Below are 17,152 nucleotides of genomic sequence, written 5' to 3'. Positions count from 1 at the left end.
GATGACCAAATCGCTATCCAAGGAAGTAGAAGCGCTCGGCCAGACCGTCTTGGTACTGCAGGGCGGGGGTGCGCTCGGCGCCTATCAGGTCGGCGTCTACGAAGCCCTGCACGAAGCCGGCGTCGCACCCGACTGGGTTATCGGCACATCGATCGGTGCGATCAACGCCGCGCTGATCGCGGGGAGCAAGCCAAGCGAGCGCATCGAAAAAATGTGCGCCTTCTGGTCGCGCGTCGAAAACGATGCCTTCGTCCCGATGGGACTTCCCTCCTGGATGGAGTCGGCGGCCCGGAACTGGTTGTCGATCAGTTCGGGCGTCCCCGGCTTCTTCAGCCCCAATCCGATGGCCTTCGTAAGCCCGCACCAGAAGCTCGGCGCCGATGAAGCCGGCTATTATTCGGTCGAGCCCCTCCGTCGTACCCTCGAAGAGCTGGTCGACCTCGACCAACTCAATAACGGCGGGACTCGAATCACCGTCGGAGCATCCTGCGTCCGGACGGCCGAGATGCGCTATTTCGATTCCCGCGACATGCCGCTGGCGCTGGATCACATCCTTGCCTCGGGCGCGCTTCCGCCTGGCTTCCCGCCGGTGCGGATCGACGGCGAACTTTATTGGGATGGCGGCATTCTCTCCAACACGCCGGTCGAGGTGGTGTTCGACGACAACCCCCGCCGCGACAGCCTGGTATTCGCGGTCCATATCTGGAACCCGCATGGCCAAGAGCCGCAATCCATCTGGGAGGTGATGAACCGCCAAAAGGATGTGCAATATTCGAGCCGTGCGGTGTCGCACATCCAGCGGCAGCGCCAGATCCACCGGATGCGGCACATCATCGCCGAGCTTTCGAAGCTGGTCCCCGAGGATCGTCGCAACAGCAATCTTTTCGCCGACCTAAAGAGCTACGGCTGCCTGACCCGGATGCATGTCGTCCGGCTGCTCGCGCCCGCGCTCGACCATGAGGATCACAGCAAGGATATCGACTTTAGCGCTTCCGGCATCCGCCGCCGCCGCGAGGCCGGTTACACCGACACGATGCGGACGCTCGACAAGGCTCCGTGGCGCAATCCGGTCGACGAACTGGAAGGCTTTGTCCTCCACGAAGCCAGTGGCGGCGAGATGGTCGCAACGCCGGCGGCAAGCCGATGAGCGGTCTCAACATCGCGGTCCTGCTTGGCTCCGTGCGGCGCGACCGCGTCGGGACGCGCGCTGCCAAACTGGTGATCCGCGAGCTGGAAATGCGAGGGCACCAGGTCCAGCCGGTCGACCCGCTCGAACTGCAGCTTCCGCTGCTCGACCGGATGTATAAGGAACATCCCAAGGGCGACGCTCCCGAGCCGCTGGAAATGCTGGCGGAGATCTACCGCCGGGCGGACGGCTTCCTGGTGGTCAGCGGCGAATATAATCACGGTATTCCGCCAGCACTTAAGAACCTGCTCGACCATTTCCTCGAGGAGTATTTCTGGCGGCCGTCGGGCATCGTTTGCTATTCTGCCGGGGGTTTCGGCGGCGTACGCGCGGCGATGCAGCTGAGGATGACGCTGGCCGAGCTCGGCATGTCGAGCGTGCCGAGCATCCTGCCAATCCCGCGGATCAGCCAGACGATCGGCGAAGACGGGGTGGCAATCGAACCGCTGGTCGACCGGTCAGCCAGGCGCTTCCTCGACGAATTCCTGTGGTATGCCAACGCGCTCAAAGAGGCGCGAATGAATGGCACGCCTTATTAGGTCTTTGTTCGGTGAAAGGTCAGGCTGATGTTGATGTCGATTGCCGCCGCAGCTGCCGTGCAGTCTGCGACTGAAGCACCATTTGCCCGCCAACCGGGCAACGTCGTCATCCCTGTGCAGGCGGACAACCGGAAGGACTTGGACGAATGGGGCTATGCCGACGCCGTTATCGACGGTGATCGCATCTGGTTGTCGGGAGTCGTCGCGGGCTTGAGGCCCGGCGAGACGATGGCAAACCAGGAGGCGGCTTATGAACGCGCGTTCCGCAGGCTCGAGGACGTACTCAAGCGCGCCGGGTCAAGCTTTGACGGCGTCGTCGAGATCACCACATTCCATACCGACCTTCCCGCACAGATCGAAGCGTTCAAGAAGGTGAAGCACCGCTATATTCGCGGCCCCTTCCCTGCCTGGACGGCGATCGACATCGACCGGCTGGTGCCGGACCGCGGCCTGGTCGAGATCAAGCTCGTGGCGCGCCGTTCACCTGCCGTGAAATAGCGGCCGATACGGCTGACGCATCGAAACCATACGCAATCGCGATTTCTCAGCGGCCTTCCGAAAAGCGACAATCTCCCTGCCTTCCAAGGAGAGAGAGAATGAAGCGCAAGAAGAAGATTTCAGCGCCGCTCGTCGCAGTCGTGATCGCGACTGGATCGCTTACCGGCTTGGCAGCATTGCCTGCCCAGGCCGCAACCCCGGTCGCATCGGCACCAGCCGACGGAGTAATCAGGCAGGGCAGCGATTATACGTTCGACGAGACTATCGTCCGCCTTAAGGCCGACATCGCCGCCAAGGGCATCCGTCTTTTCGATGAGATTGATCACCATAAGCTCGGCGCCGGCGTTAACCTGCAGATTGGCCGGTCGACCCTGTTGCTGTTCGGCAATCCGCCGCTTGGCGTCCAATTTCTTCAGGCCAATCCGCTCGCAGGATTGGATTGGCCGGTGCGCATGCTGGTGACCCAGGACGAGGACGGCACCGTGTGGATCAGCTGGACTGACTTCCGCTTCGTTGCCGGCCGCTACCAGCTTTCCAACCGCGACGCGCAAATCGCCATGGCGAGCGAAGTCGCCGCCTCGATCGCCTCAGCCGCAAGGAAACAGCCATGATCAGCGCCAGCCTCCCCATCGGGGCGAAGCCCCAGCTCCACCGTCGTGATCTCGTCGCGATCATGCCCTATCTCAACCGCAAGGAGTTCGATGCCAAGCCAGCCTGGGAACAGGCGCGCCAGGTCGAGGGCGTCCTCCAGCGCCTCGCCTCCGCATCTCGCATGCAGTGAGTTCCCCCGTGCCGGCTTCGCTCCCGGTCGGCGCACCTGGCCTCCCGCCGCTCGGCGGGGGGCCTCTTGCCGTGTTTCGGATATTCTGGTGGGCGCTATTGATCGCCGCGCTGGCGGCTGTCGCCTGGTCTTTGATCGATGCGGCAACCCCAGCAATAATCCTGGCGCTTAGGCTTGCCAAATCGACGGTACTGATCGCGGTCGCGGCCATCCTTTTCAGGCGGCGGCCACGGGACCCCGTCGCGGCGCTTCTGGGACTTTCGTTCCTGCTTTGGACGATCAGCAGCAGCGTCAATTTCTCCCTGCCCGCCGGCGCAACCTGGCCGGTCTTGCTGGACCGAATGAGGTTCCTGCCTTTTGCACTCGCGCTCCTGCTATTCCCCAACGGCCAATGGCGACCGCGCTGGACCAAGGCGATTGCCGGCGCCATTTTCGCGACATTCTTCCTCGGCTGTGCCGAAGCGGCAGGGCTCGTCGCAACCAGCCTTTACTTGCCCATCGCCATCGGCTGCGTGCTTGCAGGTCTGGCCACGCTGGTGGTTCGCTATCGCGCGACTGAGCCCGGCGCCCAGCAACAACAGCTCAAATGGGTTTCATTAGGCCTGTTTGCCGGCATCGGCCTGATCCTGATGGCGCGAGCAGCCGCGTGGTTTGCTAGGGATGCGGCAATGCCTCTGGCAGGCAGTGTTGCGATCGAGGGTGCCTTCCAGTTTGGCATCATCATCCTGGCACTGGGCTTTTTGATCTCGCTGCTCCGCTTCCGCCTTTACGATGCCGAGGCCGCCATCAGTCGCTCGGCGATTTACGCCGCACTCACGCTTTCCGTGGTCGGCATATTCGCTGCCGGCGAAGCCCTGATCGAACTGGTCGGCCAGCAATATTTCGGATCCAGTATCGGCAATGTTTCGGGCGCCGTTGCCGCGGCCCTGGCGGCCATATTGCTGACGCCACTTCACAGGCGGATAAGCAATTGGGCTGAACAGCATTTCCAGCACGACCTGGCTGTCCTCAAACAAGAGCTGCCCGATCTCCTGATTTCTCTGTCCTTCGGGGCCTCGGTCAAACGCCTTGCGGAAACGGTGCTGCCGCGCATCGAGCAAGCCGTTCAATCAACGCGAATGGCCTTGCTTGTGGACGATCGACTTGTGATGACTCAGGGCATCAACAGGGCCGCCACGCAAAAGCTTCTGAAAGGCTGGCGGCCCCCGCAAACTGAAGTGCGGATGGATTGCGACAATGACGCAGCATTTCCACTGCAAATCGCGTTGCGCTGCCCTCTTGGCAGAATCCGTGGTTGGCTGTTGCTTGGCCCGCGACCTGATGGCAGCGCATACGGAAGAGACGATTCCGCGGCACTGATGGCGATCTTGCCCGGCCTGCAGCGAGCCTTGGTCCTGGTAGCCGAGAGGGAAGCTGAGCTGAGCAGGCAAAATCAGGCTCTTGCGAGCCTGAATCGGGGAATAGCCGCGCTCACGGGGCGGATGGACAGGCTCGAAGAAACTTCAAGGGTGCGAATGATATGAAACGTCACAACCCATTCCCAGTTCTGAAGTCATATGAGGCGATTTACGCACATGGCGTAGAGGTGCCTCCTGCGGCTCGAACGATCCACGTCTCCGGTCAGGTCGGAGTTGGCAGTGACGGGCGCCTGGCAGAGGGTGGATTTCAGGCTCAATGCCTGCAGGCGATTGCTAACATCGAGGCCGTGCTCAATTCAGCGCGGATGACGCTCGACAATGTTGTGAAGGTAACCGTCTTCCTCACGCAGCGTGAAGATCTGTCGCTGTTGCGTGATGTGCGCGCCAATCATCTGGCGGTAGCTCCCGCGGTTACGGTCATTATCGTGGCGGGTCTGCACGATCCCGATTGGCTGGTTGAAATTGAAGCGGTTGCCGCGGCCGAGCCCTGATCGGGCAGTACTTTGCACGACTGGGCGTTAAGTGCCGGTCAGGCGAATATGTCAGCTGACGGCTTCCGCGACCTTGTCGACCCATTCGGGGTAGAAGAGGGAAGGCCTGACAGACCAGCCAGCCGCAATCGCATCCTGCACCGGGATCGACTGAAGAAGATTCCTTCGCTGGTCGGGATGGACAGCGGGAAGGGCCGCGGCGGCGCAAAAGGCACTGAGCAGCCATGGCCGGATGCGCGGACCCATCAGGCGCTCATAAAGGAAGCGGAAGGCCTCAAAATCTTCGAGCTTGCCTTCTGCAAGGTCAGCGGCTGCGACATTGATCAAGGGAGCGATGAACGGCTCGGTGCCTTCTGGATCGATATCGTCGGGGATGCAGGCGCCGATCAGCTCAAGCGACCGGTAACGGCGTTTCTGAGCTTCGATCTCGCGAAGTTCTTGCGGGCCTCGCGCCCAAAGGTTGGCCTTGCCGCGGCCAAGGCCGACGTCGAGCGACCTTCGGATGAAGCGTTGTTCGGCAGCTGAGAAGGCAGCGAACAGCTTCATTTCGGCGAGTATCTGCGTTGAAAGTTTCCGGTCCATCGCGAACTCCTTTCGGTTCGACGAGGTGTTTTCCCATGGAAGGCTGGTTGGCTTCCAATACCGGTCGCGCATCAAGTTCATGCCACCCAGTTGATACTTGGGTCCGCCTTCCACCCTAATAGGTCATTGGATGGCGGGCGGGAAAAGCCATTTCGCAAGGATTCCGGCCAGCGCCGCACCGGTCAGTTGCGCAACTATGAACAGCGGAACATCGGCGGGTGAAATTCCCGCGAAAGTGTCCGACAGGCTGCGCGCGACGGTTATCGCCGGGTTGGCGAAGCTGGTGGACGATGTGAACCAATAAGCAGCCGTAATGTATAGCGCGACACTCGCCGGCACCCACTCGCGCCGATAGCGCACTGTCCCGAGGATCGTCAGAATCAGGCCGAAGGTAGCGATGGCCTCTCCGGTCCATTGGCCCAACCCCGTCCGAGCCTTCACGGACAATTGTAAGGTGGGCAGTTCGAACATCAAATGCGCGGCCCACGCGCCAAGAATGCCAAAACCAAGTTGGGCAATAATATATGCCGCGGCGTCGCCCCAAGGCAGTTCCTTGCGCGACGCTGCCACTAGGCTGACGGCCGGATTGAAATGAGCCCCCGAAATGGGGCCGAGCATGGTGATCAGGACAAACAATATTGCGCCGGTTGCGATGGTGTTGCCGAGCAACGCCACCGCATCATTTCCGCCCGATAAATGTTCGGCCATGATGCCGGACCCTATCACGCAGGCGAACAGGAAGAATGAGCCAATGCCTTCGGCGGCCAGCCGCCTACCAATTGAGGGCATATCAGGCAGCGGGCTGGTCCTGATTCTGGCCAATTTCACGCAAGCGCCTTTGCAGGCTCATTTCGTCGATGCTCTCCAATGGCAATGCGAGGAACAGCTCGATGCGGCGACGTAGCTGGTTGTAGGCGTTCCAGAAAGCCTGTGCCTGTCCTTCGCCCTCTACGGCGGCCGGGTCTTCAATTCCCCAATGGGCCGTCATTGGTTGACCTGGCCAGACTGGGCAGACTTCGCCTGCCGCATTGTCGCAAACAGTGAAGACGAAATCGAGATCGGGAGCGCCCGATCCCGCGAACTCATCCCAGCTCTTCGAACGGAACCCGCCCGTGTCATGGCCGAGGTCGTTCAACAGCGCGATGGCGGCGGGATGTACCGCGCCCTTGGGAAAGCTGCCGGCCGAAAAGGCACGAAAGCGGCCCATTCCCTGGCCATTGAGGATTGCTTCAGCGAGGATCGATCGAGCCGAATTGCCGGTGCATAGGAACAGCACATTGTAGACGGGCTGGGTCATGCCGATCATCCGCAGCTGGAGATGCAGGCCGGCGCCGAAGCAATGTCAGGCGCGCAGCAGCTATCGTTCGACGCGCTAAGCGATGCGGCGGTCAGGATCGGGCTGTCGCCATAGTCGGTGGCGTCGCCGTTTGTCAGGAATGTCTCCCATACGACGCCGTCAGGATCGGCAATCCAGCTCTTCTCGCTCTTGGCGTAGCAGCATGTGGTCGCGCCCTCTTCAAGCACTGGGCGGTCAGCCGCCTTCAGCCGTCCGTAGACCTCAACCAATTCCTCGCCGTTTTCGACCTGGATGCCGAGATGCTCGATGCCCTTTGCTTCGTGGTGACCCGCCGAAATGGCGAAATTGACCCGCGGATCGTCAAGCATCCACTTTGCATAATCATGTTTGATCACCGTCGGTCCGGCGCCGAACAGGGTGGAGTAGAACCGGATCGATTGGCCGAGGTCATTCACCCCGACGTGGACGTGCATGCGCTTCACGCGATTGCCTTTTGGTTGGAGGTGGCTTGCGTCGGCGCACAGTCGGTGCCTCCGCAACAATTTTCCGTGAGAAAGCCAAGCAACGCATTCATAGCGTCATAATTGGCGGTGTAGATCAGCGATCGGTGCTGGCGTTCCTGGATTATCAGGTTCGCGCCGCGCAGCTGGGCGAGATGGAAGGAAAGCGAGCTGTTTGGAATGCCAAGCTTGTCGGCGATCGCACCGGCGGAAAGCCCGCCTCTACCGGCCTGGACCAATAGCCTGAACAGCGCCAGCCGATGCTCCTGGGCCAGTGCGCCGAGGGCCGTGGTGGCTGCGTTTGCGTCCATCAGCGGAAGTTAGCCCAACTGATCCCCGCCGCGCAGCAAGGACTGGGTGGAAGGACAGTGAAGACCTCCCACAGGCTGTGAAGAAATTTTCCGACGAGTCGCATGATTCTTCCTTTCGATAATCATCGAAATGACAAATTGGCTGCCTGATGTCAAGGACAATTCGATATTTATCGAAATGATCGCGTTTGGCCGCTCCTCACCCAGCCGTTAGTCGCGACCGGCCGGATCCCCACCTGAGCATTTGGGCCTGCATTGCACGGCAAGTGCCGCTGAAGTAGCAAAAGCCCAGGGGGAAACCATGCGCCGAATAGGAAATCTTCCGCTCGGGCTGCGCATCCTGGCCGGAATGCTGCTGGGCATCACCATCGGTGTGTCGCTTCCGAAAGCGGGAACGGCCGAATGGGCCGACACTCTGGCTGTGTCTGGCCGGATTGTTGGGAAACTGTGGCTGGCATCGTTGCAAATGACCGTATTGCCCTTGGTCTTTGCGTTGCTGACGACCGGCCTCGCCCGGGCAGGGTCTGGCGCGGCGGGAGGGGCCACAGCCAAACGCGCGGTCGCCGTCTTCGCGATACTCTACGCGTTCGCACTGCTAATCGGTATTGCCCTCAATCTCTTGCTACTCAACCTGTGGCCGGTTTCTTCGGCCGCGGTGGAAGCGTTTAGGAATGTCGGATCGACATCCGTCGACGCGACAGTCCCATCCGTTGGCGACATTATTCTGGGCATTGTACCGACGAACATATTCGCGGCGCTGGCTGCCGGGGCGGTATTGCCTGTTGTTGTGTTCGCGCTTTTGTTTGGGCTGGCTGCGGCGCGGGCCGATGCGCCTCGTCGGGATAGCATCGTAAAACTCATCGATACGGTGGCCGATATCATGTTCACGATCGTCGGCTGGGTACTGGTTCTTGCGCCTCTGGGCGTACTTGGTCTGGCATTGGCCACCGCTCACGAAACGGGCGTTGCAATGCTTTGGGGATTGGGTGGCTACTTGCGCCATATGATTACCGTCATTCTCGTCATGCTGGCGCTAGCTTATCCAGTGGCCGTATTTTGGGGCCGCATCAGCATTCGTCGATTTGCGGCGTGTGTGGCACCAAGCCAGTTGGTCGCGCTCGGGACGCAGAGTTCCATGGCGTCGCTACCCGTAATGCTGAAGTCCGCTGACACGCTCGGCGTTCCCGAAGAGACCGCCAACGTCACCCTGCCGCTGGCCGTTTCCGTCTTCCGGTTTGTCGGGCCGCCCCTGACAATGACCTATGCGGCCTATGCCGCGGCAATGGCGGGTGCGCCGCCTTCTTTGGAGCTAATGATTCTTTGCGCAGCGATTGCCATGCTGATGGAGTTCGCCGGCGTCGGGCTTCCAAATCAGGTCAGTCTGTTTGCGCTTGCTGCGCCGGCGTTTGCAGTGCTCGGAGCACCGCTCGGATTTCTGCCAGTGTTCCTGTCCGTCGATGTTATTCCCGACGCGCTCGCAACGACCGGAATCGTCAGTATGGACGTTGCCGCGGCGACGGCAGTCAATCGAATGCAGCCGCCTGCCGAATGATCGCCGGTAACGACCGCTATCCGCGCTGACGAAACGTCAGTTCGATGTCAGGCCTTGCTCGGCCTTGCGCAGGCCTTCAGCAATTTTCAGCAGATCTGACTTGCGTGAACGGGCAGCAAGGGCGTCCCACGCTTCGGCGGCGCGAAGCTGGCTGTCCTTCACATTTTGCAGCGTGGCCCCGTCGGACCTGGCACGCGCTTCATCCGCCTGCGCCTGATAGAAATTGGTTTGGCTAGACGACAAAATATTCTCCTGGCCCAACCGGGCCAATCCGATCGGACAGTTCACCAATGTGGGGCTAGAGCGCCTTGACGTTGGTTGCGCTTTCTCGACCTCGGCGATCCGGGGCCAGCTCGTACTCGACCCGCTGATTCTGGCTGAGCGTGCGGAGGCCCGCTGCTTCGAGCGCCGAGACATGAACGAATGCGTCGGCGCCGCCCTCGTCAGGCGTGATGAACCCGAAGCCCTTGGCGTCGTTGAAGAATTTTACCGTGCCCTGTGGCATCTTGAGCCCTTCCAAAGGGGGGCGGACCGACAATCGATCCGCTTGCAAGCTAGGAGAAGCGGAGAGGAAGGAGGGAGCGGTCGCACCGCTCGAACCCGACGTCATGCGACTGGTAGCAAGCAAGTGACTAGCCTCTGTCGGCCGATTTGCAAAGATTGTTAATGTTCGCTTGTCAGCGAATCACGGCCAGCGGGCGATCAAACCTTCCGGGAGAGAAATTTTATTTTAGGGGCCGTAGCTTAGGATCTGGATATCCGGCGTGCGGCGAAGCTGGGCGCCGACCCCGCCGCCGCTTTGGACAGCCGGCTTGGCGGCCTTCGTGGTTTTTGCAGCCGCAAGCTTGGCGTGCTGGTGCGACTTGGCGGTGCAATTCTTGTGCTTGGCCGGGGCCGCAGCCGGGGCCTGCGCGGCGAGCGCCAGCGACACGGCAGTGATCACGGTTGCGATTCGCGACAACATAATAATGACCCCTCAGGCCATCCTTATACGCTCTTCAGGCCGCCGACGCAGCGCATTTCCACTAGTACGCTCGCCAGATTTTGGCAATGTTCGATCGATGTTCGACAGTTTCGATCTCAAGCTCCTCAATGCGCTTCAGGAGGATTCCGACCGCACCGCCGAGGAACTGGCCGAGATCATCGCCCTGTCGTCATCGGCCATCGCACGGCGAATCCGGCGCCTCAAGGAAAGCGGGGCAATCGCTCGGACGATTGCCTTGCTGTCGGCAGAGATCGTCGACCATCGCTTGCGCGCAATCGTTCGCCTGCAGCTTCACGAGCATGAGAAGGCTGGAGACTTCACCGACTTTCGCAATCGCCTGGAAGCGCGTGACGAGGTCCAGCTTTGCCTGGAGGTAAGCGGCAGCGACGATGTGATGCTGTTGGTCGCTTGCCGCGACATGGCCGAGTTCAATGATTTCGCCGACAGCGAATTGGCCGCGAGCCCGATCGTTCGCCGCTATGAAACCAGCTTCGTCAAGAAAGAGATTAAGAACCGGCCGATGGTGCGGCTCGACGAGCGCGACGCTTGAGGACGGACGCCGCGCTCGCAGTCGTCTTTCAGCTCGCCTTCTTGGCGGCGATCCACCGATCGATCTTCTGCTCCAAAATCGCCAATGGCAGCGATCCGGTCATCAGCACCTGGGCATGGAATTCGCGGATGTCGAACTTGGGCCCAAGTTCCGCCTCCGCCTTTCGCCGCAGCCGCTGGATGGTCATCGCCCCGGTCTTGTAGGCAAGGGCCTGGCTGGGGATAGCAATATAGCGTTCGACCTCCGCCGTGGCGTCGGTCTTCCCCATGTCGCTATGGGCGATCATATAGTCGATCGCCTGATCGCGGGTCCAACCCTTGCTGTGGATGCCGGTGTCGACCACCAGCCGCATGGCACGCAGCATCTCGTCAGACAGGGTGCCGAAGCGCTGGATCGGATCCTGGTAGAAGCCCATGTCATAGCCGAGCGTCTCTGCATAAAGCGCCCAGCCCTCGACATAGGCGGTGTTGCCGCCGAACCGCATGAATGGCGGCAGGTCCAGATTCTCCTGTGCCAGGCTGATCTGGAAGTGGTGGCCCGGCGAGCCTTCGTGGAGATAAAGCGTCGTCATTCCCGGCGTCGTCCGTGACGGCAGGTCATAGGCGTTGAAATAGAAGATGCCCGGGCGAGTGCCGTCCGGCGTTCCCTGCTGGTAGCTACCGCCGGCCTCGAACTTCTCGCGAAACGGTTCGTAGGGGCGGATTTCCAGTTTCGCCTTGGGCAGCGTCGAAAAATAGGCCGGAAGCTTGGCGTCGACCGCCTTGCCGATATCGTAATAGCCCTGCGTCAGCGCCTCACGCGTCGGCTTTTTGAACTTCGGATCGGTGCGAAGATATTCGAAGAATTGGGTGAGGGTTCCCTTGAAGCCGACTTCCTGCCTCACCTTCTCCATTTCACCGGTGATGCGTTCGACCTCCTTGAGGCCGGTCTGGTGGATCTCCTCTGGAGTCAGCGGCAGGGTGGTCGTCGATTCCACCAGGTAGCGGTAGAGCTTGTCGCCGCCCTTCATGTACATCAGACCGACGCCGTCGCGCGCCTTGGGCAGATATTCTAGCCTGAGGAAGTCGCGCAGCCGGGTCAGCGCCGGATAGATCTGGTCGGTGACCGCCGCGCGGTAGGCGCCGGTCAGCCGAGTGCGATCGGCCGCGCTTATGCCATCCGGGAATTGCTTGACCGGGCCGTAATAGGATGACTCCTCGGGCTTCTGGGCAAGCTGTGTGTCGAGCTGCTCGATCATGTTGCGGACCGTCAGCTTGGTCTCGACGACGCCGGCTTGCTCGCCCTGGCGGAAGCGGCCGATGGCACGGTCGATATAGGTCACGGCGTCAGCATGGCGCTTCAGATTGTTGTCGTAATCGGCAACCGTCTTGAACGGCGCAGCGCCCTTGCCGCTGGCGAAGGTCGGATAGAATGTGTGGAACCCGAAGAAATGGTTGAGTGGCCGCACCACGGTCAGCGCAAGCAAGTCCGGCTGAAGCCCGCGGAGCGTATCCTTGGTGGAAAATTCGAACACGTCGTAGGCGATCTGGTCGGTCGCATCGAGGTCGGCGCGGTTGATCGCGTGGAGCGCCGCGAGATCGGCTTCCGACGCGGCCCGCTCGCCATCGAAATATTGGTCGGTGATATTGTCGCCGAGACGGTCGGCATAGCGCAGGTCGCCGCGGAACAGGGCCGACAGCGGGTTGCGCTTGAGGCTGGCCTCGTCGCTTTCCTTGAACAGCCGGAACAGCCGGTCATGGGCGGTTTCGGCGGTCTGCTGGGCAGTCGCGGGCTGAAGCGCGGCCTGAGCCGCGGTCAAGGGAGCCGGCAACGCGATTGCGGCAGCGGAAATGGCAAGGAAAAGCTTCAGTTTCATGGTCGACCCCTTGATCATCGCGCCAGTAAGGGGCGCGCCCGGTTCGCGGACGCCAAAAGGGGCGCCGCGGAACTCGCAACGCCCCTTCGACCAACGGTCAGGCCGAGTCTACTAAAATGACCTACCAGAAGAAGTTGTAGATCACGTCGGCGACCTGGCCGGTGTAGATGTTCACCAGCAGCGCATCGTCATAGTAGCGCACCCAGCGATAGGGCCCGTAGGCTGGCGGCAGGCGGTACTGCCACGGATCGTTCAGCCAGAAGCTCGAGCCATAATAGCTCGGCCACAGGTTGTAGCCGATCGAGAAGCGGCGGTAGTTCCAGCCATAGGGATCATAGTAGCGGCTCAGCCGATACAGCGAGCTGTAGCGGTTGCGATTGCTGCGCCAGTCGTACCGGTGGTCGCGGCGCCAGTCGCTCGACCAGCGGCGGTTGTTGTTGTGCGACCAGCGACGATCATGGTCATTGTCATTGTCCCTGCGGACTACGACTTCGCCATGCTGGCGAGCATTCTGGTCGCGGCCGGCCTGGAGGACGCCGCCAAGGAAGCCGTCGGGCTTGCCATCTCGGCGTTCGACGCGGCGAATCCGGTCGGCGACCGGCTGCTGCTCGGCGCGCTGTGCCTGCACGGGCTGGTCCGCCTGGACCTCGACAATGCGCTCGACGCGAGCCGGGCGGCTGCCGCGATCGGCGTGCACTCGGGGCGAATCGCCGTTCGGCCGTTCGACGCGCGGCGTGCGCTGCGCATTTTCGCTCGAACGCTCGGCGCGCTGGCTGTGACGCGACTGATCGTTCGACTTATTGTCGCCACGGTCCGACTGCTCGGAACGTTCGCCGCGCGATCGATCGCCGGGCTCGGCGTTGGCTGCGGCCGGCATCATCGCGCTGGCCATCAGCAGGGGGATTAGAAACTTACGCATTACTCAATTCTCCAACGTCCGACTTCATGAGTCGTTGAAGGGGAAATTGAGCCTGATCCCCTGAGCCGTTGCTGAACCGAACCGATTACGTTCGTTCAGCTTTGGGGGGCGCTACTGGCGGTGCCGGCGCGGCGTTCAACGGTGCCGTCAGCTGGGCCGCGCGGGCAACGGCTTTCAGGATGCGCGGGGTCGCCCCGCACCGGCAGATGTTGGGCAGCGCCGCCAGTTGATCGGGCGTCGGATTGGGGGTTGCGCGCATCAGGGCCGCCAGGGCCATGATGAAGCCTGGGTCGCAGCGGCCGCACTGGCTTACCTGCTCGGCGGCCCAGGCCTGCTGGAGCGGATGGGCGCGATCATTGGACAGGCCTTCGATGGTCGTGATGTCGGCGCCCTCGGCGGCGGCGATGGTCAATTGGCACGACAGGGCGGCATGACCATCGACGATCACCGTGCAACTGCCGCAATCGCCGCTGTAGCAGCCATGCTTGGTACCGGTGAGGTTGGAGGCATCGCGCAGCGCGAACAGCAGCGGCGTCTCGGGATCGAGCTTATAGTGAATCGCCTCGCCATTGACGGTCATGCTGGTCATCTCGCGCCTGCTTAGCTTGCAATAAGCGGGGGCGCGAGACCATGATGCAGGCATGGGGCGGATCCACACCGCGCGGGAGCGCATCGGATATAGCGAAACGGGCAGCGGCACGACGACGCCGATCCTCTTCCTGCATGGCGTGGGATCGGACAAAAGCATCTGGGCGCCGCAGCTCGACCATTTCGGCAAGACACGCCGGACGGTCGCGTTCGACTATCCAGGCTATGGCGAGAGCGAATTGGTCGAGCGCGCGACCCGCGACGATTACGCCTCGGCTATCCTGGCGGCGATGCGGGCGCTTGGGATCGAGCGCGCGCATATCTGCGGCCTGTCGCTTGGCGGAGTCATCGCCATCGCCATGCATGCCGCGGCGGCGGAGCGCTGCGCCTCACTGATCATCGCCGACAGCTTCGCGGTTCATCCCGACGGGCAAGCCATCCATGACCGGTCGATCGCCGCCAGCCACGGCATGACGATGCGCGCACTGGCCGAGGCCCGCTCCGGCGTGCTGCTGGGCAGCGCTGCAACCGAGCAACTCAAGGCCGAGGTGATCGAAACCATGTCGGCGATCGACCCGGTCGCCTATCGCATCGGCGCCGAGGCAGTGTGGCTGGCAGACCAGCGCGCGCGGGCTCAAGCGATCGACGTGCCGACGCTCATCCTGGTCGGCGACGAGGACCGTATCACGCCGCCTTCGCTGTCCGATGAGCTGCACCGGCTGATAGCCGGATCGAAGCTGGAAGTGATTTCCGGTTCCGGCCACCTGGCCAATGCCGAGCAGCCGCAAGCGTTTAACTCAGCGATTGAATCCTTTCTCGCCGAACTAGGATAACCAACTGTTAACCTAGTGATTTAAGGCTGTTTTTTCCTTGTCCTGCGAAAAGCAGGGCATGAACAACGCCGCTTGCTTCGCTCGACGCATCCTCCCCGGCCTCGCCGTGGTCGCGCTCGCCGTTCCGGCCCAGGCGCAGGTCGTCAATGGCTCTTACCGGTCGATGACGAAGACCGAGGCGATCCTTGGTGGGGCACCGAGCGCCTTGGCGGCAATCACCTCCCAACAGGGGGGACGGCCGCTGTATAGCAGCCATGTCGAACCCTCCGGCCGCGGCGCGCCGATCCGGTCAGCGGTGATGACATATGATCGTGGACCGATCTCAACCGATCGGCCCGACATATTCAACAGCGTCGCACTGGCGATTGGCCGGAGCCCGCTCGATGCGCGCTGGAACAAGGTTGCGGGGGCAGGCGTCGGTGGAAACGCCGGCGCCTTCGCCGCCTCGCTGCGCGACGAGGGCATCATCGCCAAGCTCGAGGCGGTCAACAGCTACGTCAATTCGCGAGTCCGCTTCGTCGACGATCGGATCCAGTTCGGTGTCGCCGATCGCTGGATGGCGGCGTCGGAGACGCTGTCGCGCGGCCGTGGCGACTGCGAGGACTTCGCGCTGGCCAAGCGCGCCATGCTGCGCGCCGCCGGCGTGGCCGAAAAGGACCTATACCTGGTGGTGCTGAAGGACCTGACCCGCCGCGCCGACCATGCCGTATTGGTAGTGCGCGCGGCCGGCCGCTTCCTGGTCCTCGACAACGGCACCGACCGGATCGTCGATTCAAGCGACATCCAGGATTACCGGCCGGTTCTGACCTTCACCGCCGGCCATGCCTATACGCATGGCTATCGCCGTGACATGCCGCCGATGATCTATGCCAGCAACCGGGTTGCTGCCCCGGTGGTCCTTGCCGAGGCAACGTTCGAGCCGTCGTCTGGTGAGGGCGACCTTCCGGACGTGGTTCGGGAAACCGCCAGCCTGGTCCCGGCGGTCGTCAGCCTCTAGCGCTCGCGCAGCGCGTCGCTGCGTGCCTTCAAAACCGGTTTCAGCAAATAGCTGAGCACGCTCTTGCGGCCGGTAATGATCTGCGTGTCGGTCATCATGCCGGGCGTGATCGGCAGCTTGCGGCCGGCCGCGGTCAGGAAACTGCGATTGGTCTCGACGATGACGATAAAATAGGCCTGCCGCTCGGCTTCGTCATAGATGCTGTCGGCCGATACGCGGACGACTTTGCCGTCAAGCCCGCCATAGGAGGAGAAGTCATAGGCGGTAACCTTGACCAGCGCCTTGTCGCCAACCTTGATGAAGGCGATGTCGCTTGGCTTGACCCGGGTCTCGACGAGCAGCTTGTCGCCCATCGGCACCACTTCCATCACCTTCTCGCCGGCCTGGACGAACCCGCCAATAGTGGTGACCTGCACGTCGTTGACGACGCCGTCGACCGGCGAGCGCAGTTCCAGCCGGCCCGACTGGCCGCCGACGCCGCGCAAGGACTGCTCGTTGACTGCGATCTTTTGATTGACCTGGCTGGCCTCGTTGAGCGCTTCCTGGCGGAAGGTGAAGGAGGCTTCGCTGGCCTGGCTGTTCGCTTCGCTCACCGCGGCCATCGCCCGGCCCTGCTGTTCACGGGCGGCGGCGATCCGGCCTTGCAGGTCGACCACTTCCCGCTGCGCGGTGGATAGCTCGGTCTGCGGAACGATGTTCTTCGCCGCCAGCGGCGCCAGCCGATCCACATTTTCCTGCGCCAGGACCAGGCTGCGCGACAGGGAGCTGATTGTCGCGGCGGCCTCCGCTCCCTCGCGGCGGCGCTGCTCGGCCGAAGAGCGCAGCGCGGCGACCCGGCTGGAAAGTGCCTGGCGTCGAACCGCGCTCAACGTGGCCTCTTCGCCGCCGACTGACGTCGAGGACCCGTTCCCTTCCGCCTCCAGACGGGCGGACCTGGCCTGCAATGCTTCGGTTTCGGCCTCGATCGAGCGATTTTCAGGATTGTCGAGCCTGGCCAGCAACTGGCCCTTCGTGACGCGCTGGCCCGACCGGACCAGCAATTCCGCGACGGTCGCCGGGGTCGACGACTGGATCAGCTGGATCTTGCTCGACGGGATGACCTTGCCCTGGCCCTTGGTGACTTCATCCACCTGGGCCAGGCTTGCCCACAGCAGGAACAGGCCAAATCCGACCGACACCGCGACGATGATCAGCCGGGCCCCGGTCAGGGGCTCGCGCCGCCGCTTGCTAGCGGGAGTCTGGAAAGGAAGCGTTGCCATTGGTCCGAACC

General features: G+C 62.2%; 23 protein-coding genes. 11 read left to right on the top strand and 12 right to left on the bottom strand.

Annotated elements, in window-relative coordinates:
• Position 1: 1 nt before the first annotated feature.
• The 7 genes from LZ518_RS12275 (at position 2) to LZ518_RS12245 (ending at position 4,913) form a co-directional block, all read left to right on the top strand.
• Positions 2-1,147 (top strand): patatin-like phospholipase family protein, encoded by a 1,146-nt coding sequence (locus LZ518_RS12275; RefSeq protein ID WP_249916264.1) that lies wholly within the window; start codon positions 2-4, stop codon positions 1,145-1,147.
• Complete coding sequence (locus LZ518_RS12270; protein ID WP_249916263.1) at positions 1,144-1,725, top strand: NADPH-dependent FMN reductase; 582 nt, start codon at positions 1,144-1,146, stop codon at positions 1,723-1,725. Before LZ518_RS12275 ends, LZ518_RS12270 begins: the two co-directional genes overlap by 4 nt.
• Positions 1,726-1,752: 27 nt before the next feature.
• A complete protein-coding gene (locus tag LZ518_RS12265; protein ID WP_249916262.1) occupies positions 1,753-2,223 on the top strand; it encodes a RidA family protein in 471 nt (156 codons plus the stop codon).
• Between the two features lie 98 nt (positions 2,224-2,321).
• Positions 2,322-2,834 (top strand): DUF302 domain-containing protein, encoded by a 513-nt coding sequence (locus LZ518_RS12260; RefSeq protein ID WP_249916261.1) that lies wholly within the window; start codon positions 2,322-2,324, stop codon positions 2,832-2,834.
• Positions 2,831-3,004 (top strand): hypothetical protein, encoded by a 174-nt coding sequence (locus tag LZ518_RS12255; protein WP_249916260.1) that lies wholly within the window; start codon positions 2,831-2,833, stop codon positions 3,002-3,004. Before LZ518_RS12260 ends, LZ518_RS12255 begins: the two co-directional genes overlap by 4 nt.
• Positions 3,005-3,495: 491 nt before the next feature.
• Positions 3,496-4,527 carry a hypothetical protein gene (locus tag LZ518_RS12250; RefSeq protein ID WP_249916259.1) on the top strand — a complete coding sequence of 344 codons (1,032 nt, stop codon included), beginning with the start codon at positions 3,496-3,498 and terminating at the stop codon, positions 4,525-4,527.
• A complete protein-coding gene (locus tag LZ518_RS12245) occupies positions 4,524-4,913 on the top strand; it encodes a RidA family protein (RefSeq protein ID WP_249916258.1) in 390 nt (129 codons plus the stop codon). The genes LZ518_RS12250 and LZ518_RS12245 overlap by 4 nt, the downstream gene beginning before the upstream one ends.
• Positions 4,914-4,964: 51 nt before the next feature.
• Here LZ518_RS12245 and LZ518_RS12240 read toward each other — a convergent pair whose 3' ends face one another.
• The 5 genes from LZ518_RS12240 to LZ518_RS12220 form a co-directional block, all read right to left on the bottom strand.
• Positions 4,965-5,495 carry a hypothetical protein gene (locus tag LZ518_RS12240; protein WP_249916257.1) on the bottom strand — a complete coding sequence of 177 codons (531 nt, stop codon included), beginning with the start codon at positions 5,493-5,495 and terminating at the stop codon, positions 4,965-4,967.
• Between the two features lie 123 nt (positions 5,496-5,618).
• The gene (locus tag LZ518_RS12235) at positions 5,619-6,284 is read right to left on the bottom strand and encodes an aquaporin (protein ID WP_249916256.1); all 666 of its coding nucleotides are present in this window, start codon (positions 6,282-6,284) and stop codon (positions 5,619-5,621) included.
• A gap of 1 nt (position 6,285) precedes the next feature.
• On the bottom strand, positions 6,286-6,792 hold the full coding sequence (locus tag LZ518_RS12230; RefSeq protein WP_249916567.1) for an arsenate reductase ArsC: 507 nt from the start codon (positions 6,790-6,792) through the stop codon (positions 6,286-6,288).
• 5 nt (positions 6,793-6,797) lie between these two features.
• On the bottom strand, positions 6,798-7,274 hold the full coding sequence (locus LZ518_RS12225) for an ArsI/CadI family heavy metal resistance metalloenzyme (RefSeq protein ID WP_249916255.1): 477 nt from the start codon (positions 7,272-7,274) through the stop codon (positions 6,798-6,800).
• A complete protein-coding gene (locus tag LZ518_RS12220) occupies positions 7,271-7,603 on the bottom strand; it encodes an ArsR/SmtB family transcription factor (RefSeq protein WP_249916254.1) in 333 nt (110 codons plus the stop codon). The genes LZ518_RS12225 and LZ518_RS12220 overlap by 4 nt, the downstream gene beginning before the upstream one ends.
• Before the next feature lie 301 nt (positions 7,604-7,904).
• Here LZ518_RS12220 and LZ518_RS12215 point away from each other — a divergent pair, with 301 nt between their 5' ends.
• Entirely contained in the window at positions 7,905-9,155 is a 1,251-nt protein-coding gene (locus LZ518_RS12215) for a dicarboxylate/amino acid:cation symporter (protein ID WP_249916253.1), read from the top strand.
• Positions 9,156-9,191: 36 nt separating this feature from the next.
• Here LZ518_RS12215 and LZ518_RS12210 read toward each other — a convergent pair whose 3' ends face one another.
• The 3 genes from LZ518_RS12210 to LZ518_RS12200 all read right to left on the bottom strand — a co-directional run bounded on the left by LZ518_RS12210 (position 9,192) and on the right by LZ518_RS12200 (position 10,119).
• Positions 9,192-9,398, bottom strand: coding sequence for a hypothetical protein (locus LZ518_RS12210; RefSeq protein WP_249916252.1), 207 nt, complete (start codon positions 9,396-9,398; stop codon positions 9,192-9,194).
• A gap of 55 nt (positions 9,399-9,453) precedes the next feature.
• Positions 9,454-9,660: a cold-shock protein gene (locus LZ518_RS12205; protein WP_249916251.1), complete on the bottom strand. Its 207-nt coding sequence runs from the start codon at positions 9,658-9,660 to the stop codon at positions 9,454-9,456.
• Positions 9,661-9,885: 225 nt separating this feature from the next.
• On the bottom strand, positions 9,886-10,119 hold the full coding sequence (locus LZ518_RS12200; RefSeq protein WP_249916250.1) for a hypothetical protein: 234 nt from the start codon (positions 10,117-10,119) through the stop codon (positions 9,886-9,888).
• Between the two features lie 97 nt (positions 10,120-10,216).
• Between LZ518_RS12200 and LZ518_RS12195 the strand changes: the two genes are divergently transcribed.
• A complete protein-coding gene (locus LZ518_RS12195; protein ID WP_249916249.1) occupies positions 10,217-10,690 on the top strand; it encodes an Lrp/AsnC family transcriptional regulator in 474 nt (157 codons plus the stop codon).
• Between the two features lie 28 nt (positions 10,691-10,718).
• Here LZ518_RS12195 and LZ518_RS12190 read toward each other — a convergent pair whose 3' ends face one another.
• The 3 genes from LZ518_RS12190 to LZ518_RS12180 form a co-directional block, all read right to left on the bottom strand.
• On the bottom strand, positions 10,719-12,545 hold the full coding sequence (locus LZ518_RS12190; protein ID WP_249916248.1) for a DUF885 domain-containing protein: 1,827 nt from the start codon (positions 12,543-12,545) through the stop codon (positions 10,719-10,721).
• Positions 12,546-12,666: 121 nt separating this feature from the next.
• Entirely contained in the window at positions 12,667-13,464 is a 798-nt protein-coding gene (locus tag LZ518_RS12185; RefSeq protein ID WP_249916247.1) for an RcnB family protein, read from the bottom strand.
• Positions 13,465-13,549: 85 nt separating this feature from the next.
• Entirely contained in the window at positions 13,550-14,053 is a 504-nt protein-coding gene (locus LZ518_RS12180; protein ID WP_249916246.1) for a (2Fe-2S)-binding protein, read from the bottom strand.
• Between the two features lie 52 nt (positions 14,054-14,105).
• Here LZ518_RS12180 and LZ518_RS12175 point away from each other — a divergent pair, with 52 nt between their 5' ends.
• Together LZ518_RS12175 and LZ518_RS12170 are read left to right on the top strand one after the other, a co-directional pair.
• On the top strand, positions 14,106-14,885 hold the full coding sequence (locus LZ518_RS12175; protein WP_249916245.1) for an alpha/beta fold hydrolase: 780 nt from the start codon (positions 14,106-14,108) through the stop codon (positions 14,883-14,885).
• 58 nt (positions 14,886-14,943) lie between these two features.
• A complete protein-coding gene (locus tag LZ518_RS12170; RefSeq protein ID WP_249916244.1) occupies positions 14,944-15,882 on the top strand; it encodes a transglutaminase-like cysteine peptidase in 939 nt (312 codons plus the stop codon).
• On the opposite strand, the gene LZ518_RS12165 is transcribed toward LZ518_RS12170, so the two are convergent.
• Positions 15,879-17,141 carry an HlyD family type I secretion periplasmic adaptor subunit gene (locus LZ518_RS12165; protein ID WP_249916243.1) on the bottom strand — a complete coding sequence of 421 codons (1,263 nt, stop codon included), beginning with the start codon at positions 17,139-17,141 and terminating at the stop codon, positions 15,879-15,881. The genes LZ518_RS12170 and LZ518_RS12165 overlap by 4 nt on opposite strands.
• Between the last annotated feature and the right edge of the window lie 11 nt (positions 17,142-17,152).

Origin of the sequence: Sphingomonas brevis (assembly GCF_023516505.1) — a bacterium.
GTDB classification, from domain to species: Bacteria; Pseudomonadota; Alphaproteobacteria; order Sphingomonadales; family Sphingomonadaceae; genus Sphingomicrobium; species Sphingomicrobium breve.
Note: the sequence above shows the minus strand (reverse complement) of the source record. Positions and strands in the feature narration are given on the sequence as shown.